The following is a 21,499-nucleotide window of genomic DNA, read 5'->3' as shown; positions in this document are numbered from 1 at the left end:
CTCGCCTTGGGTGAAGACGGGCGCGTCGTCGGCGGAGTCGTCTTCCTTGTCGTCCTGCGCGACGGCGGGCAGGGCGAAAAGCAGGACGATCAGCAGCGCTTTAAGCGCCGCGCTCAGGGTTCGGCGTGGCAGGAGTAGCAGTTGATTTCCTCCAAGTGCAGTTCGCCGCTTTTCCAGTGGCAGCCTTCGCAGGTGTTGGCGTCGGTGCCCCAGATAACGGTTTCGCCGTCGAGCATGCTGACGACCGGAATCGAGGGCGCTTCCCGCGGCACCTCGGCGAGTTGGATTTCGTACACGGCTTTGGTCGAAGCTCGGCCGCCGTAGGCGCCGACGCTGTGCTCGCCGAAGTCGGTGGTGAAGCCGCTATTCTCATACGGGATGATGTACAGGTGGTCGAAGTGGCCGTGGCCGTAGCTCCAGGTGGAGACGAATTCGTCGGCGGAGACGAGCCAGTAATCGTAGAGATACTTGTTGAAATCGGTGTCTTCGATGCCGGCCGCGACGGCAACTGTGTCGTAGAAGACAGCTTCGACCGTCTCGCCGGCGTCGTTTTCGACCGATTCGGTGTCGCAATCGCGCAAGTAAACGACGACGGGGTCGCTGCCGTCACCGAATTCCACCTGAATGTAGCGCATCATATCGACGGTGAGCACCTCATCCAGCGTGTAGGAATCGCCCAGTTCGGGGAAGACGATCCGCGGGTCGTCGCCGAGCAGCAAGTAGCCGCCGGCCAGGTCCGCAAAGCGCACCACAACGTCTTCGTTGCCACCTTGATTCACGAAGCGGTAGTCGTACAGCAGCTTGATTTGATCGGTCGTGAAGCTGCCGCTCATGGTGAACAGCTCGATCACTCCGTCGCTGATCAGTTGCGAAACCGCGATGGCTTCCTGACCGTCGTATTCGGTTTTGGTCAACCCTTCAAAGGGGACGGCGAAGGACGTGCCGTTGATGATCAGCGTCATGCCCTCGCCGTAATCCGCTTCGCCTTCTTCGGGCGGTTCGACGGTCCGGAAACCCGCGACCCGGTTGACGCCGTTGAGGTAGTAGATATCCGAGAGGCCCATCTGTGGCCAGAAGTAACTGTTGAGCATCGGGTCCGGCTGGTCGGCGCTTCCCCGCGTGCCCTGGTACACCATACCGCTTTTCATCTCTTCCCAGATGGCGGTTTGGAAGGGTTGGCGGTCGTCGTAGGCAACGGGTTTGAAGGTCATGACCCGCGGGTTGCGCGTCAGTCCCGCCGTGCGGATGATTTCGGCCAGCGACACAACCGGCACCAACGCGCCGCCGTCGCCGATGGGCTGCAAGCCCGTGGGGAAGTCGTCCAGTTGCAGGACGGCGCTTTTGTTTTCGCCGTTGATGCTGACTTTGATCTGTCCCGCCAGGCGTTCGGCCGAGGGATTGATATCCTCGATGCGCCGCGGGTAGACCTGATTCGAACTGCCGCTCACTTCAAATGCGCCGGCTAGATCGAAGCCCGCCGCCGGTTTGTCCGAACCGGGCAGGCCGGTGTTCTCGTAAACCGGCAGCACCATTTTCGCGCCGCCGCTCGTGTGGCGAATCGAGATGTCCTTCGACTTCGTGCCGTACATCGGCCAGTCGGTCGTGGGGATGTCCGGATTGACGTCGACGATCTCCACGTCGTTGAGTCGCACCAACGCGGCAGCGTAGCGATAGCGATCGGCCGCGAGTTCGTCGATCGTCAATGTTGACGGGGCCGCGACGTCATTACCGATCGACACCACCGCGAGGTGGTAGCCGCTTTTGGGCACGAGTTCGATCATGCCGTCGTGCACCGTGACGCGGCCCAGCACGAACACTTCGTCGCCGATGAAGGTTTCGATGTCGGTCACCAGTTGCCCGTCGTAGCCCTGGTTGGTTTCGGTCGCGCCCGCGTCGGCGAACACTTTCACGCCGTAGCCGTCCTGCTGCAGATAGGCTTTGACGTAGGTTCCCGACACCACGGTGTTCGTGCCCGTATGCACGATGGCCTGCACGGCGACGGTCTCGCCCAAATGGTCGGGCGTCTCGCCGGTGCGCGTGTTGAGGTCGGACAGCGCGACGAAATCGAAGGCGTCGGTTTGCGGCACGGTGACGATCCAGCCGAGTTCGAGCCCGCACAGGCTTTGCGTCTCGTGGCCCGCGCTGAGGAAGCCCAGGCAGAGCGCGGCGGCCGCGGTGTCTTCATAAAAGACGGCATCGGCGAGGTCGGCATAGGAAATCGGGCCGACCTGCTCGTCTTCGAATTCGGTTAGAAAGAGGTAGTCGAAGCCGTCGGCATCTTCGGCAAAAGGCGTCAGCGCGGCGAGGTAATCTTGCAGAGCGATGGCCTCCACGTTGGCCGTGTCGCCGGCGGCGTCGTAGACTTCGCGGCCGGTGGGCTCGAGGCTTTCACCGATCAATGTGGCGACCATATTCAAGTGGATGGTGTAGGAGCCGACGCCGGATTCGGGCGGCGTGTCGTCGTCGCCTTCGTCGTCGTCATCGTCGTTGCCGGAGCTTTTCTCGGCGCAGCCCAATACGAAGGCGAGGGCGAAACACAGCGAGAGAATCAAGAACAACCGAACCAAGCTTCTCATTGCATACCTCATGATGTTACTCGACGGGCAGCAGCGTGATCGTGCCGCCGTTCATCCACTTGATTTGATAAGCCGAAAGCGCGCTGCCCCAGGGGTATTGACTCCAGCCCGCGGCTAAATCGTCGTAACGTGCGTCGAAGTACAAGTATCCGACCGTCATTTCCGCCCAACTCGGCAGTAACGTCGCGTCCTCGTAACGCTTGCGAAAAAGGTTGTAACCGTCGGTGGCGGTGAAATCGTACCAGTACGATTCGGGATTCGGCGTCAGGCCGGAGGCGACGATCAAATCAGCCATCAGCACGGCACGCACGCCGAGGTAGTCGCGCGTATCCAGGCCCGCCAGCGGCACTTCCACGCTGGTATCAGCCAATTCGACGAAGATGCTTTCCTCGCCTTCCCAGGGCTCGGCGGGAACCGGACCGGGGTCGGAGTATTGGTCGTCATACCCTTCCCAACCGGGCCCGCACGCCGGTAGGGCCGCCAACCAGGCCAGGGTTATGCAGATCATCAATACGCGACGCATGCGCCATCCGTTTTGTGTATTTATGTCTCGGCGGGCATATTAGGCGAGCACATGCGTTGCGTCAATCAGGCGATGTTATGCAGCGAGCGCGCGGCGAGTGTGCGGCGGCGCGTCCATCTCAGAAACCGCAGCCGTCTTCCTTGTTGTTTTCGTCTCCGCCGTGAATCGTGTAGTCGACCGTGTCATCGTCATTGTCATCGTCATCGTCGTCATCATGATCGTCGTTATCATCGTCGTCGTCATCGTCATCATCATCGGCGGGTGGGTCGTCCACCAAGGTCAGGGCGTCGGGCAGCAAGCCTTGGCCGAAGACGTTTTCCATCGTCAGTTCGTACGCGCCCAGCGGTGCGCGGGCGGGAATCCGCAAATCGAAGGATACGGTTTCGACGTTTTCAATCTGCACGTTGCGCGGCTTCAGGACGTCGCCGCCGCCCAAGGTCAGGGTCAGCTCTCCGTTGAAGAAGCCGGCTCCCGTCAACGTGAAGCGCCCTTCGTCGCCGGGAGAGGCCACGGCCGGGGTGAGGACAGCCGGGCGCGGCACCGGGGCGAGGTAGATATTGGCAGTGCCGCCGTGCCTGGCGTGGCGGGAATCGCGGGGGGCGCCGAGCAGCACATCGTCGTGGCCGTCACCGTCGACATCCCACATGTGCGCCGCGTCGCCGAGCATTGCCTGATGGGTTTGGCCGGGGATCGTCCACGTGGCGTCGGCGAGAGTGTGGTCGCCCAGAAAACCCGGCCCTCCAAGATAGAGATAGGCGGTCCCGACCATGCGTTTGGTCCATGTGCCGTGCCACGGTTGGACGATCAACAGATCGTCCGTGCCGTCGGCGTTGGCGTCGCCGGTGACCAAACGGCGGCCGAGCCGCGACCAGTTTGCTTCGCCGAACAGAATTTGTGCGCCGGCGAAGTCGTCGATCGATTGCGCACCGGCGAGCCACGAGAGTTGAAGCAAATACACGGCTCCGGTGTGGGTCAGGCTTCCGTCGCTGCGGGTTGGGGCGGCGACCGCGAGCCACGGCTCACCGTCTCCGTAGTACGCGCCGAAGGTGAAGGCGCTTCCGACCTTGTCGAATTCGTCGCGGCCGCTGAGTTCCAGAAACGCTTCCGTCGGGATCGCGCCGGTGAAGTCGTAGGCGTAGAGCGTGCCGGTGGCCTGCCGGTCGTCGGTGTCGCACCCCGGCGCGCCGACCACGAGCATGCGCCTGCCGGTCGGCGTTTCGTAGTGTCCGAGGGCGTACCCGAACCAATCGTAGGGCTGCTCGCCAAAGACAAGCCAATCGGCGTCGGCAGGAGAGTACGTCCCCGCCGCCAGGCCGCTGAAAAACACGAGAGCCAACCCGTTTTGCGAGCCGCTGCTTCGCGCATAAGGCGAACCGACGATCAAATCCGCGAACCCGTCGCCGTTAAGGTCGCCCCCGGCGAGGCTGTGGCCGAGGTTGGCGTAGGTTTCCGCCGCCGCCACGATGATGTCGGGCTCGCCGCCGAAATCGCCGCCGCCGAAGAACACCGACACTTCGCCCCGGTATTCCGTAGCGTCGGCTTGGGTGGTGGGCGTCGAGACGGCAAGGTCGGCCACGCCGTCGCGGTTGAGATCGACGACGGCCAATTGCCAGCCGAAGCGGCCGTGGGATTCACCACCTTGCAGCACGAGATCGGCTTCCTCGATTGACACCTCGCCGAGAAGCGGCGCACCGCCGAAAAACACGTACACCTCGCCCAGTTGCGGCAGGCCCGGCTCGCCGTAGCCGTGTCCGCCCAGGGCCAGATCGGCTGTGCCGTCGCCGTTGAAATCGCCGCGCGCGAAGCGGTGCCCCACGTAGCGGTACGGTTCGTCGGCGAACCAAGACACGGCCGGCGTTACCGGCTCGATGTCGGGCTTATCGATCTGGTCGTTGCGCACCAGGGGGCGGGGCAAGCGGGCGATGTAAGTCACGCCGCGCTCGCCTCGTTCAATTTCGATGTCGGCGAGGTTGGCGACGAAGAGCAGTTGTTCGAGAGGAGGCAGCAGCGGGTTTTCGTGTCGCTCCACTTCCCCCCACGCCACGGCGGGCGACAGCGCGTCGGAACCGCCTTCCTCGATGATCGTGAAGTAATCCCACCATTGCCACATCACACGGATCGCCATGCCGTCGAGGCCGCCGATGAAATAATCGTTGAGTTCCTCGACCAAAAAGGGCGACTGCCGCGCGTAATCGGGGTAGAGCAGCCAGCCGCCGAGGCGATTGGCCAGCGCGCCGAGAAAGAGCATGAAGGTGCGCGGTCGCAACACTTCTTCGGTGATGTACCCGGGCTCGTAGCCGTAGCGCTCGTACACCGCGACGATGTCCGCGAAGGGGAAATACCAGCGCAGTTCCAGCCAGTCCATGTCGCGCTCGTAGCGGTCGATGAATTCGCCGCCGGTGTCGGCGATGCCGTGCGCGGCGTTCCAGTCACCGTGGAATTCCTGCTCGGACATCACGTCGATGGTGCCCTCGTCCACGCCGCCGAGCCCGTGCCAATCCAGGTCGGCATTGGCGTGGGAAATTACGCCCGCGAGGAATGCCACGAGTTTTTTCGTATCTTCGTCCCAGGGCTTGGGATAGGTATCGTGAATGTATTCGGCGAAGGTGATCAGAAAAGGAGGCCAATGGGCGTCCTCGGAAGGGTCGTGATACCCGAAGGCGTAGCCCCAATCGGGGAAGGGAGATCCGGCCTGATAGGCTTCGGGGTGCGCTTGCACGATATCGCGATAGGCGGGGTATTGGTCGAAGTCGAAATAGTGGGCGGCGCGGGTGCTTACTTCGCAGTGAACGCTCATTCCGGCGGCTTGGGTGATGGCGGCAAAAGCCGTCACGATCAGGATGGCCGCCGTCCAACTTCGCGGTGAGAAGATGTGCATGCTCCGAACTCTCCTTGTGCAACAGCCGGATGCGCGAAACACCGAATGATAGTATAGCGACGCGCTTTCCGGAATCGGCAAAAACATGACGTCTCAAAAACGGTGCGTTGTTGAGGTTGTTAGGCGTGATGGCCTTGGCGGCGACGGACATCATTTCGACAGGTGCCAAACGGGCCTCATCTAGGCAGTCCGCGTCGCGGAGCGCCTACCCATAGGGTTCTAACTGTGGTACGAAAAGAAGGTTTTTGGGTTGGAAACGCGTGGTGTATGCGCAACGTCGCCGGATCAACATGACGGAAGAAAAAGGCAGAAAAAAGATACTCGGATTGCCGCGCGGGCGGTTTGGGCAAAAGCTGACGCTGATGTTTTTACTCGTGTCGCTGCTGCCCATAATCGGCTTTGCGGCGTGGAGCCTGCGCGATTTGCGCCAGGTGAGCCTGCGCAGCGCCGAAAGCGAACTCGAGCGCATTATTAAGATGATCGCGCTGGCTTGCGAGGCGCAGGAGGCGTTGGACCGCATTCGCGAGACCTCGGTGGCGCAAGTCGATACCCAAACCGGCGCTTCGCCCGCCTGGCAGGAAGGCGACCGGTTCTTGACGTTGCGCGAATTGATCCGCAGCATCCAGGTCGGCGACACCGGTTACGCCTACGTGCTGGATTCCAAGGGCGTGTTCCAGGTTCACCCGCAGCTCGAACGCATGAACCTATTCAAGCTGGACACGGGCATTTCCGAATTGCTGAAAATCCGGGACCGGACCGGCGGCATGCAACCCGGCGCGGTCAAGACCCTGCGCTATCCGTGGCCGGACGAACACGGCACGCCTCGCGGTAAAATCGCGAAATTCGGTTACTTCAAACCCTACGACTGGATCATCGTCGTGGCGGTTTTCGAGGATGAAATACTCGCGCCCTTCTACGCCGATTTGTGGTTCCTCGTGATCTTCTTGCTGGTCACGGTGTTCGCGGTGGCGGTTTTCGCGCTGATCGTCTCGCGCTACCTCATGCGGCCCATCAAGCAACTGACCGGTGCCACCACGGCCATCGCCGAGGGTGACTTCAGCGTGGAGCTACCCACCGCGTCCGACGACGAAATCGGCCAGATGGCCAAGTCGTTCCGCCTGATGGTGCAGCGGGTTTCCGAGGCGCGGGAATCGCTTCTGGAATGGAGCCGCACGCTGGAGCAAAAAGTGCTCGAGCGTACCGAGGAGTTGGAAAAGGCGCACGAAAGCGTGTTGATTTCCGAAAAAATGGCGTCGCTGGGCAAGCTCTCGGCGATGGTCGCCCACGAACTCAACAACCCGCTATCCGGCGTGCTGAGCTACTTGAAGCTCACCATGAAGCTGCTGGGTCGCGAGGAAACGCCGCCCACCCAGGGCGAGAAGATTCACCAGTATCTCGACCTTTCGGCCGGGGAGGTGAAGCGCTGCGGCGAGATCGTCAAGAACCTGCTGATGTTTTCGAAGTCATCGTTCGGCGAGTTCCGGTGGGAAAGCGTTTCGGCGATCATCGATAAGAGCATCGCCCTGATCAAACACACCGCCGACATGAAAAGCGTCGCCTTGACCAAGGAAATCGTTCGCCACGGCGACGACAAGATCTATTGCGATGCCAGCGGCTTGCAGCAAATGCTCGTCGCGCTGATAGTCAACGCCCTGGACGCCATGCCCAAAGGCGGAAAGCTGACCATCGAAGTCGACTTCGACGCCAAGGCCGCGGTGACCATGCGGGTGGTCGACACCGGCAAGGGTATCCCGGAACACGTGCTGCCCCGCATTTTCGAGCCCTTCTTCTCCGCCAAAGACACGAAGAAGAACATCGGTATGGGGCTCTCGGTCGTGTACGGAATCGTGAAATCGCACGACGGCGACATCGTGGTGAGATCCCGTGTGGGCGAAGGCACCACGTTTGTGATCACGCTGCCGCGCAGCGGACCCACCGAAAAGTTTGAGATCGGTGGGCCGGACGCCGTCCCGAGCGGTCTGGTGGCGCCGGAAGAAGCGATCTCACCGCCAACTTCTAACGAAGGAGCCGAGGAATGAATCCCGAGGACGTAAGCATCTTGATCGTCGATGACGAGTACTCGGTGCGCGATTCGCTGTGCAGTTGGTTTCAAGCCGACGGGTATCACGTCGATACCGCCGCCGACGCCAACGAGGCGCTGAAGAAGCTGCAAAACGAGAGTTGGGATATCATCCTGCTCGACATCAAAATGCCGGGCATGGACGGTATCGAGTTGCAGCGGCACATCAAGAAAATCGCGCCCAATATCATCACCATTATCATCACGGCGTTCGCGTCGGTGGATACGGCGATCCAAGCGCTCAAGGACGGCGCCTTCGACTATATCTGCAAGCCCATCGACCCCGACGAACTCAGCCACCTGGTGCGCAACGCCATCGAACGCATGCGGCTGTTGTCGGAAAACCTGGCGCTCAAAGAGCGGGTCAACGAACTGTTCGAGAGCGAGGAGATCGTCGGCGAAACCCCGGCGATGAAGAAGGTGCTCACGATGGTGGCCGAGGTGGCCGGCACCGACGCGACGGTGATGATCCGCGGGGAATCGGGCACCGGCAAAGAGTTGGTGGCGCGCGCCATCCACAAAAACAGCGGGCGGCGCTACTTCCCGCTGATTTCGATCAACTGCGGCGCCTACCCCGAAGGCTTGTTGGAAAGCGAGCTGTTCGGCCATGAAAAAGGCGCTTTCACCGGCGCGCAATTCGCCCGCAAGGGCAAGCTGGAAATGGCCAACAAGGGGACGATTTTCTTCGACGAGATCGGGGACATTTCGCAGAAGATGCAGATGGACCTGCTGCGTGTGTTGGAGACCAAAACCTTCTTCCGCCTCGGCGGCTCGCAGGAAATCTCCACCGATTTCCGTGTCATCAGCGCCACGAACCGCAACCTGGAAACGATGGTTAAGGAAGGTACCTTCCGCGAAGACCTTTACTACCGCCTCAACGTGTTTTCGATCGTGCTGCCTCCCATACGCGATCGCCGCGCCGACATTCCGCTGTTGGCACACTACCTGCTGAAGAAGTACTCGATGTCCATGAGCAAGCAGTTCGAGGACTTCACCCCGGCCGCCATGGAGAAGCTGATGCGACACTCCTGGCCGGGCAACGTGCGCGAACTGCGCAACGCCATCGAGCGCGCCATGGTCGTGGCCAAGTCGCTAACGATCGACGCGGGCGATTTCGTGTTCAACATCGAGTCCGATGTGCCTGAGGATCCGCCGGAGAACGCCGACTTGCGTTCGCTACGCGACATGGAGCGGGAACACATCACCGAAGCGCTTGAAAGACTGGACTGGAACATCTCGAAAGCGGCGGAGGTGCTCGGGATCGACCGAGTCACGTTGTACAACAAAATCAAAAAATACGGATTGCGTGGCGACGAGGATGAATAAAGGCCGATGACGCTTGTCTACCTGATGCCGTTGGGGCAGGTGGCGCCGGTAGTACTGGACGTCATGAGCGCCGCCATCGAGCGCGCCTTCGGCCTGCCGAGCACCATCGGCCCGGGGCTGCGCGACATTGCCTACGCCTTCGACCGCACGCGCAACCAGTACCATGTTTCCAAACTGCTGATGGAAATCATCAAGGACCCCCCGTCCGACGCCCGGCGTATCGTCGGCGTGACGGAAGCCGATCTCTTCCTGCCCATCTTCACATTTGTGTTCGGGGAGGCCCAACTACAGGGCCTCGGCGCCATCCTTTCGACCTATCGACTGCACAACGAGTTCTATGGGCTGCGCCACGACCCGCCGCTCTATGCCGAGCGCATCGAGAAGGAGACGGTGCACGAATTGGGCCACACCTTCGGCCTCGTTCACTGCTACGACCCGGTTTGCGTCATGCGTTCATCCACCTACGTGGAAGACGTCGACCAGAAATCCGCCGAATTTTGCAGTTCCTGCCGCACCAAGCTTTCCGAACGATTCTCGAGACGATAAATCCGGTCCCGCCGCGACGGTCGCCGATAAAGCAAAGGCGGCCCGTGGGGGCCGCCTTGAGTGGGAGGATCGGTCGTTGCGAGGTTATTCGATCAGATCGGTAATGTCGTGCGCTTCAATCGAGCCGCCGTCCAGGTAACCGACACCGTAGCTGCTCGGGAGGGCCGAAGCTTCGTCCCAGAACACGCGGAAGCCGCTATCGGTCGTGTTTTTGATCCAGCCGTGATGCACGTCTTTGCCTGCGGCGAAATCTTCCCACCAGGGGAGGTCCGTCACGTCGTCGCCGTATCCCTCAATGTGCTCCAGGAGGCTGTAATCGTCGCTCGCAATGAAGTTGAAGGCGTAGGTAAAGGTCTTCGGGTCGAATTCTTCCAGAGCCGCTTCCAAAATGATGTGGTGCACGTACACGGCCAAATCTTCCCCATCGTAGAACGCGGGCAGACCCATTAGATCGACCGTGGCTTTGGCCTTCGTGGCCGCATATTGCACGGTAATCGTGGCCGATTCGTCGAAGAGGATTTCCTCGACCATCGCCATCGTGCCGTTTTTCATGAAGCGCGCGTTCAGGAGGCTCGGGAACTCCAAGCTTTCATCCCACACGGCCTTGATATCGTCGTCTTCGTCGCAATCTTCGCCGCACAGAATGAACCAGCCGAGGGTCAAGTCGTCGTAGCCGGGCAGGCCGCGGAAGTCGCCGTCGAGTTTCCATGCCAAGATATCGTAGCCGTCGCTGGCGATGAAGTTGAATTTGTAGTCAGCCGGGTCGAAGGCCTTGGCGAACGCCGGCTCGACCACGTCACGGATCGCCACGGCGTCGAAAACGTCGCTGGTTTCCGGGTCGGTGTAGGTGGTCATCGGCAGTCCGTTGAGCGACACGGTGATGTCGCCGTCCGGGGTCGAGAGTGTAAGTTCCTGCGTCCCGGCCCACATGTTGCCGCCGGTGTCGTCATCGCCGGCCGTGTCGTCGTCACCGGCCGTGTCGTCGTCGCCGGCCGTGTCGTCATCATCATCGTCGCCGGCGGCATCGTCGTCATCGTCGTCGTCACCGCAGGCGACCACAAACGCGAAAGCCAACATCAAAACAAAAAGCACCAACAATGCGCGGTTCCATTTCATGGGAATCTCCTTGGTTATCGTTCAATAAAACGAGTCATCGTTATATATGTTACGGCATGCACATTATGGTCGGGCGGCCCTTTATGTCAAGGCAAGCAGGTAAGTGAAAAAAGCGACGGCAGAGGGTCGATTCGTGGGGCCGGAAATCGTCAAGGCGCGAGTGCGGCTGCGGCCTCGGAGGGCGTTTTGCGGCCCAGCAATACTTCGGTTTGGGCCGTGGCAACCCGGTTCAGAAAGTCGTCGACACCGGTGTGAAGCGGCAGGGCCCGGCCGCGTTCCAGGGATCGCCGCAGCGTCGGGCCGTCGCGGTGATCGGCAAACCAGGGGTCATCAAGCAGATCACGCCGCGCGGGCAGCAATCCGCCTTGCGTAAGCTTGTCGCGTTGGATTTTCGGGTTGAAAAACAGCTCCAGCAATTCCTTGGATTGCGGATCGCCTCCGGCCAACAGCACCAGCGACCAACCTCCCACAACCGTCCCGCCGGGGTGCTCGCCGTTGCCGGGGAAGGGCAGGCAGGAAATCCGATCGGCGAGCCGGCTTTGTTTTTCGATCATGCCGCGCGACCAAGAGCCGCCGACGGTCAGCCCGTAGACACCGCCTGCCAGACCGGAAAACACTTCGTTTTGCGCCATCCCCCCCGCGCCGCGGGGCGCCAGATTCTTCTTAGGCAACGAAGCCAGAAAGGCGAGGGCGCGTGTGGCGGCGGCGGGCGACAAGGCGAGGCGTTTCTGCTGCGTCACCGTGCCGCCGAAGGAAAAATGCCAGGGCAAAAATGTCAGGGCCGCGTTGGCGTAACGCTGCCCGGCAAAGGCGACCATCGGCTTGTCTTTCGACAGCGCCTTGGCCAGGGCGAGGAACTCATCGATCGTCCAATCCAACGTCGGTTCCAGCCCGGCTTGCCGGGCCAGATCCTGCCGGTACCACACGACGATGGCGTCGGCATCGAAGGGCAGGGCGTAGATTCTTCCCTCGTGTGTGATGGCGGGCAGCAGGGCGGGTAAAGCTTGTTCGCGGGCGGCGGCGGCGGTTTTTTCCGGCAGCGGCAGAATGCCGCCGGAACGCACGAGCGGACCGAGCCATTCGTTGCGCACCAGGGCCACATCGGCGAAATCGCCGCGTTGCGCGCCGAGCAGGATTTTTTGCTGCAGGGCCTCGCGCTTGCCGAACAGCACCTTGACTTCGACCGCGTCGCCCAATTCGGCCAAGGCGGCACCGACGGCGGGCACGCGGTCAGGCGCGTACCAACTGGGCAGTGCCACGGTTAGGTGGGACGGCGGCGAAGCGGGCCGGTTGCAGCCGAAGAGGCACAGAAGCAGGGCGATGGCGAACATTCTATAACGCAAGACGACTCCAGAGGCGGCGGCGGAACGCCAGGAAGAGCGCCAGCACCGGCAAAATGGAGAGCACCATAAAGGCCGCCACGTGGCCCGGCTGGAAGCCGTGTTCGCTGAAGTAGCGGTACACGCCGACGGTCAGGGTCATTTTGCGGGGGCTTTCCAACAGCAAAAAGGGCAGGAAGAAGGTGTTCCAAGCCTGAATGAACAAGAGTAGGCCGGTGGCCAGCAGCCCGGGTCCGGCCAGCGGCAGCGTGACGCGCCAGAGCACCTGCGCGCGGCTGCAACCGTCAAGCTCGGCGGCTTGCTCCAGGCGCACCGGCACGTTGCGAAAGGTCGCCACCAGGATCCACATCGCCAGCGTGACGCCGCCCGCTTTGAGCAGCGAGACGAAAAGCAGGCTGTTGAACAGGTGAAAGCCTTCCGCGACGCGGTAGATCGCCGTCATGTTCGCCACGCCCGGTATCAGGTGCAGCGCCAGGCAGCCGGTCAGGATCACGTCCCGCCAACGAAAGCGATGCCGCGCCAAGCCGTAAGCGCCCAGCGCGCCCAACGTCAGGGCCAGCGCCGTCGAGGCGACGCACACGACCAACGAATTGACCAACTGCAGCCAGAACGGCGTCGCCGACAGGATGTCCGCGTAGTGGCCCAGCGTCGGCATGGCGGGCAGGAGCGTCGGCGGCCAGTGGTGGATATCCGCCTCGGGGGTGATCGACAGCCGTGCCAACCACAGCAGCGGGGTCAGTGCGAAAAGCGTCACCGCCGCCACGACCGTTACGCGCTGCATCCGGTTCATGCCGCCCTCCGCCGCCGGATGTACCAAAACGCGAATACGGCGTAGAGCGCCAGGACGATCATACCCAACGCCGCCGCGTAGCCCAGTTCGTATTGGCCGCCGAAGGCGACGTTGTAGGAATACAGCGACACCAATTCCGTCGCGCCGAGGGGACCGCCGCCGGTCAGCGCGAAGGGCAGGCTGAAGGCGATGATGCCGCTCATCCAGACAAGCAGGGCGTTGGCCACGAGGGTCGGCCGCTGATGCGGCAGCACGATGTGCCGCAGGATGCGCCAGCGCGAGGCGCCGTCAAGCTCGGCAGCCTGCAACAATTCGGTGCGCAGCGAGGCCAGGCCGGCCATTTGGAACAGTACGGAAAACGCCAGGCCGTGCCATAGGGAGGCGAGCCACAAGGCGGTCATCGCCCCCACTGCGCTGGTTTTCCAGGCGATCGGCGCCAGGCCGAGGCCACCCAGGAACCAATTGACGAGCCCGGTCTGCTCGCCGAGAAAGGAGTGCCAGACCAGCGCCACGGCGATTTCGGAAACCGCCCACGGCAACAGCAGCGCCACCTGCAACCAGTTGCGCGTCCGCTTGCCGCGATAAAAACCCAGCGCCAGAAAGAAGCCGAGCCCCACGCCGAGCAGTACTTCTCCACTGGCGAAAATCGCGCTGACCACCAGCGAACGGCCGAAAGTCGGATCGGCGAACGCGCGCAGGTAGTTTTGCAGGCCGAGGAAACTTCCGCCTACGCCCGGTCCGGCGTCGGTCATCGACAGGCCGACCGCGTACGCCAGCGGAAAGCCCCATACCAGCAGCGCCAACACGAGCGCCGGGGTTAGCCATCTCGTGGGGAAGCCCGACGTGGGGGCGATCACAACCGATCTCCGCTGACGGCGTCGAAGTAATGCAGGTCTTCCGCGTCGACCACCAGCGTTACTGCCGAACCAACGCTCGGCAGGTTCTTGTCTCGGTGCAGGCGCAGGCGCACCTCATGATCCGGCAGGCGCACGGTGGCGATTTTGATCGGTCCCTGCGGTTCGACCCGCACCAGTTCGCCCGGCAGGCCTTTGTCGTCTTCGTGCACCGAAGCCGCCTCGGCCCGGAAGCCGCACAGCACTTCGCGGCCCGCGGTTCGTTCCGGAGCGGGCAGCGAACCCCACGGGCCGACGATGCGCCCCGCCTCGCCGCGTCCGCGCAGCATGTTCATGGGCGGCGTGCCGAAAAAGCGGCCGACGAATTCGTGTCGCGGGTGGTCGTAGATCTCCTGCGACGCGTCGATCTGCATCAAGCGACCGCTACGCATGACGGCTACGCGATCGCCCACGGCCATCGCCTCGCCCTGATCGTGGGTGACGAAGATCGTCGTGACGCCGATTTCGGCCACGAGGTCGCGGACCAGGCCGCGCAGTCTTTCGCGCAGCGGCAGGTCGAGGCTGGTGAGCGGTTCGTCCAGCAGCAGCAGGTTGGGCTGGCGAATCAGAGCGCGTCCCAGGGCGACGCGTTGGCTTTCGCCGCCGGAGAGTTCGTCCGGAAAGCGGTGCAACAGCTCGGTCAATTCAAGTCGTTGTGCGATGCGGTCGACCGCTGTGTCGTCGTGACGCCGCCGGGCGCGCAAGGGAAAGGCGAGGTTCTCGGCGACGGTCAGGTGCGGGTACAGGGCACCGTCTTGGAAGACAAGCGCGACGTTGCGGTCGGCCGGCCGCCGGTCGCGCCAGCTTTCGCCGTTGAACACGATGTCGCCTTGATCGGGCGCGAGCAGACCGGCAATCAGGTGCAGGGCCGTTGTTTTGCCGCATCCGGAGGGGCCGACCAGGGCGAGCAATTCGCCTTCGCGCACTTCCAGGGCCACGCGGTCGACGGCTGCGAGGGCGCCGTAACGCTTGGTTAAGTCATGCAGAACGAGTACCGATTTCGCCATGGCGCGAATTTATGCGGAAGCGCACATAAAAGCAAATCGGTTGCCGGATGAAATGCGAAAAGAAGAAAAAGGAACGTGACCCCCCAACATAACGGTGCGAAAATACCGGGAACAATTCGCTATGTTTTGGTTGACAAGAGGGTCTGTTCCGATTAAACCCGTCGTGGCTATTGCAGATGGCGAGGGCGGGAAGAAATCGAACGACGTGACCCGGGAAGGATGGGTTATGGGTGTTGAGACAAGACAGCCCGAGCGTCTGGACGCTATGCGGCAGAAATATCCCGACAAATTCGTTTCCGAAGCTCGAATATTCTCTAAAATCCATCGTGGCGCGAAAATCTTCGTCGGCACTGCCTGCGGCGAACCGCAGTATTTGATCCGGGCTCTGACCGAATGGGTGAAAGACAATCCCAAGGCCGTGTTCGACGCCGAAGTGTTTCAGGTGTGGACGATGGGCGTGGCTCCCTACACCGCGCCGGTGTTCAAGGCCAATTTCCGCCACAACAGTTTCTTTATCGGCTCGCCGTCACGCGGCGCGGTCAACGAAGGCCTGGCCGATTACACGCCGGTGTTTTTGTCGGAAGTGCCCCGTCTGTTCAAGCGCGGCCTGGTGGAGGTGAACGTTGCGCTGATTCAGGTGTCGCCTCCCGACGCCCAGGGTTACATGAGTTTGGGCATCAGCCTGGATATCGTCAAAGCCGCCGCGCGCGCGGCGGACATCGTCATTGCGCAGATTAACCGCTATATGCCGCGGGTTCACGGCTCGGGTTTCATTCACATCAGCGACATCGATTACGGCGTCCCGTACGACGAGGCGCTCCTGACCTATACCCCGGCGGGCGATACTGAAACGATGCACGAGATCGGGCATTACGTGGCGCGGCTGATCAATGACGGGGACACGATCCAGGTGGGTTACGGCGCGACGCCCAACGCCATCCTGGAAGCCCTGCGCGATCGCAAGCACCTGGGCGTTCACACCGAGTTGATCTCCGACGGCTTGGTCAAGCTGATGAAGGCCGGGGTCATCGACAACTCGCAGAAGACCCTGAATCCCGGCAAAACCGTCGCCAGTTTCGCCATGGGCAGCCCCATCACGTACGACTACATGCACGACCACCCGATGGTCATGTTCCGCGGTATCGACTACACCAACAATCCGTCGATCATCGCCCAGCACAACAACATGGTGGCGATCAACGCCGCGTTGTCGATCGACTTGACCGGGCAAGCTACGGCGGAGTCCATCGGTTCTTCGTTCTACAGCGGTATCGGCGGCCAAGCCGATTTCATGCGCGGCGCAGTGTTGGCGCGCAACGGGCGGTCGATTCTGACCATTCCCGCCACGGCCAAGAACGGCGAGATTTCGCGGATCGTGCCTCAGTTGCCCGAAGGCGCGGGCGTTACGCTCAATCGCGGCGACGTGCATTACGTCGTGACCGAGTTCGGCATTGCCTATCTGCACGGCAAAAACGTGCGCGACCGCGCTATGGCGTTGATTGCCATCGCCCATCCGAAGTTTCGACCGTGGCTGATTCGGGAAGCCAAGGCGAACCACATCATCTACAAGGACCAGGCGTTTCTATCGGGCAAGCGCGGTGAATATCCGGAGGATCTCGAATCGTTCCGCATGACGCGCAAGGGGCACGAGTATTTCTTCCGGCCGGTGAAAATCAGCGACGAAACGCTGCTCAAGGATTTCTTCTACGATCTATCGGACAACAGCCTGTACCGGCGCTTCATATCCGTCCGCAAAGACATGCCGCACGAGCGGTTGCAGGAATTCGTGATCATCGATTACACGAGGGAGTTGGTGATTCTCGCCCTTGACCCGGACAAGGATTACGATCTGGTCGCGGGAGTGGGACAATATTGCATCGAAGAGTTGAGCCACACGGCCGAAGTGTCTTTCGTCGTGCGGGACGATTACCACAACAAGGGCATCGGCACCGAGTTGCTCAGCTATCTGACCTACTTGGCGAAGAAACAGGGGCTCCTGGGCTTCACGGCCGAAGTGTTGGTCGAGAATAAGCCGATGATGCATCTGTTTGAGAAGGCCGGCTTCGATCTTTCCAAGCATATGATCGAAGGCGTTTACGAACTCAAGATGATGTTCAAGGATCAATGATGGACAGCGACAGCAGTTCGATGAAGTATTTGTTTGAACCGCGCGGCGTCGCGGTAGTCGGCGCCTCGACCAACCCCGACAAGATCGGCAGCAAGGTCGTGGCGAACATCTTGGCCAGCGGGTACAAGGGGGGCTTCTACCCCATCAATCCCAGGCCCGGCGAGTGCTGCGGCGTACCCATGATTCCCTCTTTGGCCGCCGCCGACGGCCCGATCGACCTGGCGTGCATTTGCATTCCGGCGAAGTACGTAATCGCGTCGGTGAAAGAATGCGCGGCGGTCGGGGTCAAGCACGTGGCGATCATCACCTCCGGTTTCTCGGAAGTGGGCAACCTGGAGGACGAGCAGCGCATCGTCGAAATCGCCCGCGAGGCCGGCATGCGGGTGCTGGGGCCCAACATCTTCGGCGTGTACAGCCGGTCGGTGGACCTCAACGCGTCTTTCGGCCCGCGCGAAGTGCAGCCCGGCGGCGTGGCGATCGTCACCCAAAGCGGCGCGCTGGGCATCGCCATGATGGGGCGCACGAAGTCGGAGAACATCGGCCTGTCCGCGGTGGTCTCGGTGGGCAACAAGTGTGACTTGGACGAGGCCGACCTGCTTGAGCATCTGGTGGAGGATCCGAATACCAAGGCGATCCTGTTGTACATCGAGGGCGTCAAGCAGGGCGACAAGTTCGTGCGCGTTCTGTCGGAAGCCACGCGAAAAAAGCCGATCGTCGTACTCAAAAGCGGTCGTTCCAAGCGCGGCGCCGCGGCTGCCGCGTCGCACACCGGTTCGCTCGCGGGCGCCGACGAAGTCTTTTCGGCCATCATGCGGCAATGCGGCGCGTTGCGGGCCGAGAACATTCAAGACGCGCTCAACTGGTGCAAATTCATGGCCACATCCGCACCGCCGCCCGGTGACGCCACGGTGATTATCACCAACGGCGGCGGCATGGGCGTACTGGCCACCGACGCGTGCGAAAAATACGGCGTGGATCTTTATGACGACGTATCGGAAATGGAAAAAATCTTTCGCGACGCGACGCCGGATTTCGGGTCGATGAAAAACCCGATCGACATTACCGGCGGCGCCTTCCTGGAGGATTACGACAAAGCCATCGCCGCGGCAATCGATCATGAGAAGATCGATTCGATCATCGTGCTGGGCTGCCAGACCGCCGTGTTGGACGGCAAAAACTTGACCCGCACGATCGATAAAGCCCTGGACTACAACGACGGCCGCAAACCGATGGTTTTCTCGTTTCTCGGCGGCAAAGACATCGAAACGGCCACCGATCAAATGCGCCGGCAAGCTAAGCCGGTGTTCGACGAGGTGTACGAGGCGGTGTCCTGTTTGGGCGCGGCCTACGGCGTTCGGCGCAACCGCCAGATCGAACCGGGCGACCCGGGCGTCATTGCCGAGTTGGCCGCCGGTTTCGACCAGCAAGAGATCAGGCGCATTCTCGCCGAGGTGCGGGCGGACGATCGTCGCTTCCTGCTGGCCCATGAATCCAGCGCGCTGATGGCCGCGGCCGGGATTTCCATGCCGCAGAGCCTCTTGGCGCGCAACATTCACCAGGCGGTGATCGCGGCGGAGAAGATCGGGTATCCGGTGGTGATGAAGATCGTCTCCAAAGACGTCATCCACAAATCCGACGCCGGCGGTATCGCCCTGGATTTGGAAAACAAGGCCGAAGTTCTCGACGCCTTCGAGGCGATCATGCACAATGTCCGCGAGCACAATCCGGATGCGGCCATTGAGGGCGTCGAGGTCGTGGAACAAGTCAGAGAGGGTGTCGAGACGATTATCGGCGCGCGCCGCGATCCGTCCTTCGGGCCGATTGTCATGTTCGGCCTGGGCGGCATTTACGTGGAGGTGATGAAAGATGTTACCTTCCGCGCGCTGCCGGTTTCGCTGGAAGAGGCCAGGCGCATGGTGCAGGAAATCCGCGCCTTCCCGTTGCTGATGGGCGTGCGCGGCGAAAAGCAGAAAGACGTTAACGCGCTGCTGGACACGATCTTGCGTGTCGGCGCCGTTTTACAGACCTTCGACGATATCGGTGACATCGAAATCAACCCCCTGGTCGTGTACGATCAGAGTTTGGGCGCGAAGACCGTGGATGCCCGCATCCTGTTGCGCCAGTGATCTAAAGGAGCCTGAAGATGAAAAAGCTCGTCGTTGCTTCAACTGGAAAAAGCGCCGGCAAGACCAGCCTGATCGTCGGCTTGGCCCAAGTGATGGGCGGCTCGAGCGGCTACGTCAAACCCATCGGCGATAGATTGCTGTATCGCAAGAAGCGGTTGTGGGACCATGACGCCGCGCTCTTTGCACAGATGTGGAAGATGGAAGCCAAGCCCGAGGATATCACCATCGGCTTCGAGCACGGCAAGCTGCGTTATATGTACGACCGCTCCGCCACCGAAGCCAAGGTGCAGGAAATGATTCAGGCCGTCGGCGGCGACCGCGACACGGCGTTCGTCGAAGCGGGGGTCAACCTGGCGTTCGGCTCGTCGGTTCACTTGGACGCCATCAGCCTGGCCAAATTCGCCGACGCCCCGCTGGTGTTGGTGCTCGGCGGCGGGGAAGCGTCGGTGCTGGACGAAATCCATTTCTACAAGAATTACATTAACGACGAAGGCGCTCGGTTGGCCGGTTTCGTGATCAACCGCGTTGCCGACCTCGAGGATTTCGAAGCGACCTACCGAGAGGAACTGGATCAAACGGGTCTGCCGATCCTGGGCATCATCCCCCGCAGTGAGGAACTGGAAACCCTGCCGGTGCGTTTTTTGGTCGAGCGTCTTTTCGCCCGCGTGGTGGCCGGTGAAGACGGCATCAACAATGTCGTCAAGCATATTTTCCTGGGCGCGATGAGCGTATCCTCGGCGGTGGGGCATCCGTCGTTTGAGAAGAGCAACAAGCTGATCATCACCAGTGGCGACCGCAGCGATATGATTCTGGCAGCGATCGCGTCGGGCACTTCGTGCATCGTGTTGACCAACAACCTGCTGCCGCCGGGCAACATCCTGGCCAAGGCGTCCGAAGCCAAGGTGCCGGTGTTGCTGGTACCGTGGGACACCTTCACGACCGTGCAAAAGATCGAGCAGGTCGAAGCCTTGCTGACGATCGAAGACAAGCCGAAAATGGACATCGTCTGCGAACTGGTGAAGAAACACGTCAACATCGAGGCGATATTCGGTTAGGTTGCCGGTCAGTATCGTAAGCACACACAGCGGGTTTTCGGCCCGGAATCGCTCTGCGATCGGCTAACCTCATTTTTCTTCAGCGCGAGTCAGCCAAGTCATCGCCGCGCGTTTTTCCTTGAAAACGGGTCCGTGGCGACTTATCTATTATTTACCCAACAACAGTGCTGCACCGTTTTACGGAAGAGAGGGCAACGTGACCGAGAGTCCTGTGCCGATGACCGATCCTTCTGGATGGTTGGATCAATACGGCAACTACCTGTACCGGTACGCCATGTATCGACTGGGCAACCCGGACACCGCCGAAGAACTCGTGCAGGAAACCTTCATCGCAGCGCTTAAAAGTCGTGAAAATTTCTCGGGAAAATCCTCCGAACGCACCTGGCTGGTCGGGATTTTGAAGCACAAGATCATCGATCACCTGCGCAAAATCTACCGCGAGCGCGCCCTCGTGGAGGAGTTGGGTACCGACGTGACGCTCGAGGGCGAGTTCCGCTCCGACGGCCATTGGGCGGACGGGCCGCAAAAATGGGACACCGATCCCATGGAAGTGATCAACCAAAAGCAGTTCTGGGAAACGCTTCAGAGCTGCCTGGAAGGTCTGCCGAAAGAAACGGCCCAAGCTTACGTTTTGCGGGAAGTGGACGGGTTATCCAGTGAAGAAATCTGTAAGGTAATGAATATTACGCCGAATAACCTATGGGTTCGGTTGCACCGCGCGCGAATGGGCTTGCGCCGGTGTCTAGAGAAAAACTGGTTCGGTAGGGACAATGTATGAGGGGATACTATGTGGATTTCGTGTCGTAGAGCTTCGGAACTTGTATCCGAAGGAATGGAAAGACCGCTCACTCTTATGGAGCGTATTTCATTGAAAATACATGAATTAATTTGTCCTCCGTGCGTCGAGTGTGACAAGCAGTTGCACGACTTGCATACGATTGTGTCGCACATGGATGAACACATTTCCGATAACGGCCACGAGGGTCCTTGCTTGTCGGATCAAGCCCGGAAAAGTATTGAGATTGCCGTTCAACAAGAAAAATAAAAGTCCCCATTAGGAAGAATTTTCTTTTCGAACCCGTGCTTGCTCCGGCCGGCGCGGGTTCTTAGTTTTA

General features: G+C 61.0%; 16 protein-coding genes. 8 read left to right on the top strand and 8 right to left on the bottom strand.

Translation table 11 applies throughout. The features are described 5' to 3' along the window. The first annotated feature begins 6 nt into the window (after nucleotides 1-6). Entirely contained in the window at nucleotides 7-138 is a 132-nt protein-coding gene (locus tag P9L99_13145) for a hypothetical protein (protein MDP8224303.1), read from the top strand. On the opposite strand, the gene P9L99_13140 is transcribed toward P9L99_13145, so the two are convergent. The 3 genes from P9L99_13140 to P9L99_13130 all read right to left on the bottom strand — a co-directional run bounded on the left by P9L99_13140 (nucleotide 114) and on the right by P9L99_13130 (nucleotide 5,977). Next, complete coding sequence (locus tag P9L99_13140; GenBank protein MDP8224302.1) at nucleotides 114-2,576, bottom strand: hypothetical protein; 2,463 nt, start codon at nucleotides 2,574-2,576, stop codon at nucleotides 114-116. The genes P9L99_13145 and P9L99_13140 overlap by 25 nt on opposite strands. Nucleotides 2,577-2,592: 16 nt before the next feature. Further along, on the bottom strand, nucleotides 2,593-3,099 hold the full coding sequence (locus P9L99_13135) for a hypothetical protein (GenBank protein MDP8224301.1): 507 nt from the start codon (nucleotides 3,097-3,099) through the stop codon (nucleotides 2,593-2,595). A 118-nt stretch (nucleotides 3,100-3,217) separates the two neighbouring features. Beyond that, nucleotides 3,218-5,977: a zinc dependent phospholipase C family protein gene (locus tag P9L99_13130; GenBank protein ID MDP8224300.1), complete on the bottom strand. Its 2,760-nt coding sequence runs from the start codon at nucleotides 5,975-5,977 to the stop codon at nucleotides 3,218-3,220. 245 nt (nucleotides 5,978-6,222) lie between these two features. Here P9L99_13130 and P9L99_13125 point away from each other — a divergent pair, with 245 nt between their 5' ends. From P9L99_13125 to P9L99_13115, 3 genes are read left to right on the top strand one after another with little or no spacing between them, the layout of a single operon-like run. After that, the gene (locus P9L99_13125) at nucleotides 6,223-8,016 is read left to right on the top strand and encodes an ATP-binding protein (GenBank protein ID MDP8224299.1); all 1,794 of its coding nucleotides are present in this window, start codon (nucleotides 6,223-6,225) and stop codon (nucleotides 8,014-8,016) included. Then, nucleotides 8,013-9,383 carry a sigma-54 dependent transcriptional regulator gene (locus P9L99_13120; GenBank protein ID MDP8224298.1) on the top strand — a complete coding sequence of 457 codons (1,371 nt, stop codon included), beginning with the start codon at nucleotides 8,013-8,015 and terminating at the stop codon, nucleotides 9,381-9,383. Before P9L99_13125 ends, P9L99_13120 begins: the two co-directional genes overlap by 4 nt. Nucleotides 9,384-9,389: 6 nt before the next feature. Beyond that, nucleotides 9,390-9,929, top strand: a complete 540-nt coding sequence (locus tag P9L99_13115) for an archaemetzincin family Zn-dependent metalloprotease (protein MDP8224297.1) — start codon at nucleotides 9,390-9,392, stop codon at nucleotides 9,927-9,929. 84 nt (nucleotides 9,930-10,013) lie between these two features. Here P9L99_13115 and P9L99_13110 read toward each other — a convergent pair whose 3' ends face one another. From P9L99_13110 to P9L99_13090, 5 genes are all read right to left on the bottom strand, one after another. Then, nucleotides 10,014-11,045, bottom strand: a complete 1,032-nt coding sequence (locus tag P9L99_13110) for a hypothetical protein (GenBank protein ID MDP8224296.1) — start codon at nucleotides 11,043-11,045, stop codon at nucleotides 10,014-10,016. Nucleotides 11,046-11,194: 149 nt separating this feature from the next. Beyond that, nucleotides 11,195-12,388 (bottom strand): extracellular solute-binding protein, encoded by a 1,194-nt coding sequence (locus P9L99_13105; GenBank protein ID MDP8224295.1) that lies wholly within the window; start codon nucleotides 12,386-12,388, stop codon nucleotides 11,195-11,197. Next, nucleotides 12,378-13,175 carry a carbohydrate ABC transporter permease gene (locus tag P9L99_13100; GenBank protein MDP8224294.1) on the bottom strand — a complete coding sequence of 266 codons (798 nt, stop codon included), beginning with the start codon at nucleotides 13,173-13,175 and terminating at the stop codon, nucleotides 12,378-12,380. The genes P9L99_13105 and P9L99_13100 overlap by 11 nt, the downstream gene beginning before the upstream one ends. Then, complete coding sequence (locus tag P9L99_13095; GenBank protein ID MDP8224293.1) at nucleotides 13,172-14,032, bottom strand: sugar ABC transporter permease; 861 nt, start codon at nucleotides 14,030-14,032, stop codon at nucleotides 13,172-13,174. Before P9L99_13095 ends, P9L99_13100 begins: the two co-directional genes overlap by 4 nt. Continuing rightward, complete coding sequence (locus P9L99_13090; protein MDP8224292.1) at nucleotides 14,029-15,075, bottom strand: ABC transporter ATP-binding protein; 1,047 nt, start codon at nucleotides 15,073-15,075, stop codon at nucleotides 14,029-14,031. The genes P9L99_13095 and P9L99_13090 overlap by 4 nt, the downstream gene beginning before the upstream one ends. A 226-nt stretch (nucleotides 15,076-15,301) precedes the next feature. Between P9L99_13090 and P9L99_13085 the strand changes: the two genes are divergently transcribed. The 4 genes from P9L99_13085 to P9L99_13070 all read left to right on the top strand — a co-directional run bounded on the left by P9L99_13085 (nucleotide 15,302) and on the right by P9L99_13070 (nucleotide 21,162). After that, nucleotides 15,302-17,203, top strand: coding sequence for a GNAT family N-acetyltransferase (locus P9L99_13085; GenBank protein MDP8224291.1), 1,902 nt, complete (start codon nucleotides 15,302-15,304; stop codon nucleotides 17,201-17,203). Continuing rightward, nucleotides 17,203-19,329: an acetate--CoA ligase family protein gene (locus tag P9L99_13080; GenBank protein MDP8224290.1), complete on the top strand. Its 2,127-nt coding sequence runs from the start codon at nucleotides 17,203-17,205 to the stop codon at nucleotides 19,327-19,329. Before P9L99_13085 ends, P9L99_13080 begins: the two co-directional genes overlap by 1 nt. Before the next feature lie 17 nt (nucleotides 19,330-19,346). Further along, a complete protein-coding gene (locus tag P9L99_13075) occupies nucleotides 19,347-20,384 on the top strand; it encodes a DRTGG domain-containing protein (GenBank protein MDP8224289.1) in 1,038 nt (345 codons plus the stop codon). 196 nt (nucleotides 20,385-20,580) lie between these two features. Continuing rightward, a complete protein-coding gene (locus P9L99_13070; protein MDP8224288.1) occupies nucleotides 20,581-21,162 on the top strand; it encodes a sigma-70 family RNA polymerase sigma factor in 582 nt (193 codons plus the stop codon). The last annotated feature ends 337 nt before the right edge of the window (nucleotides 21,163-21,499 follow it).

The sequence above is a fragment of the Candidatus Lernaella stagnicola genome, assembly GCA_030765525.1.
GTDB lineage: Bacteria > Lernaellota > Lernaellaia > Lernaellales > Lernaellaceae > Lernaella > Lernaella stagnicola.
The sequence above is the reverse complement of the archived record's forward strand: the minus strand, read 5'-3'. Positions and strand labels throughout refer to the sequence as shown.

Coding starts and splice junctions, on each gene's coding strand:
- P9L99_13140 (MDP8224302.1), bottom strand. CDS start 2,576: ATGAGAAGCTTGGTTCGGTTGTTCTTGATTCTCTCGCTGTGTTTCGCC.
- P9L99_13135 (MDP8224301.1), bottom strand. CDS start 3,099: ATGCGTCGCGTATTGATGATCTGCATAACCCTGGCCTGGTTGGCGGCC.
- P9L99_13130 (MDP8224300.1), bottom strand. CDS start 5,977: ATGCACATCTTCTCACCGCGAAGTTGGACGGCGGCCATCCTGATCGTG.
- P9L99_13120 (MDP8224298.1), top strand. CDS start 8,013: ATGAATCCCGAGGACGTAAGCATCTTGATCGTCGATGACGAGTACTCG.
- P9L99_13115 (MDP8224297.1), top strand. CDS start 9,390: ATGACGCTTGTCTACCTGATGCCGTTGGGGCAGGTGGCGCCGGTAGTA.
- P9L99_13110 (MDP8224296.1), bottom strand. CDS start 11,045: ATGAAATGGAACCGCGCATTGTTGGTGCTTTTTGTTTTGATGTTGGCT.
- P9L99_13100 (MDP8224294.1), bottom strand. CDS start 13,175: ATGAACCGGATGCAGCGCGTAACGGTCGTGGCGGCGGTGACGCTTTTC.
- P9L99_13090 (MDP8224292.1), bottom strand. CDS start 15,075: ATGGCGAAATCGGTACTCGTTCTGCATGACTTAACCAAGCGTTACGGC.
- P9L99_13085 (MDP8224291.1), top strand. CDS start 15,302: ATGGGTGTTGAGACAAGACAGCCCGAGCGTCTGGACGCTATGCGGCAG.
- P9L99_13080 (MDP8224290.1), top strand. CDS start 17,203: ATGGACAGCGACAGCAGTTCGATGAAGTATTTGTTTGAACCGCGCGGC.
- P9L99_13075 (MDP8224289.1), top strand. CDS start 19,347: ATGAAAAAGCTCGTCGTTGCTTCAACTGGAAAAAGCGCCGGCAAGACC.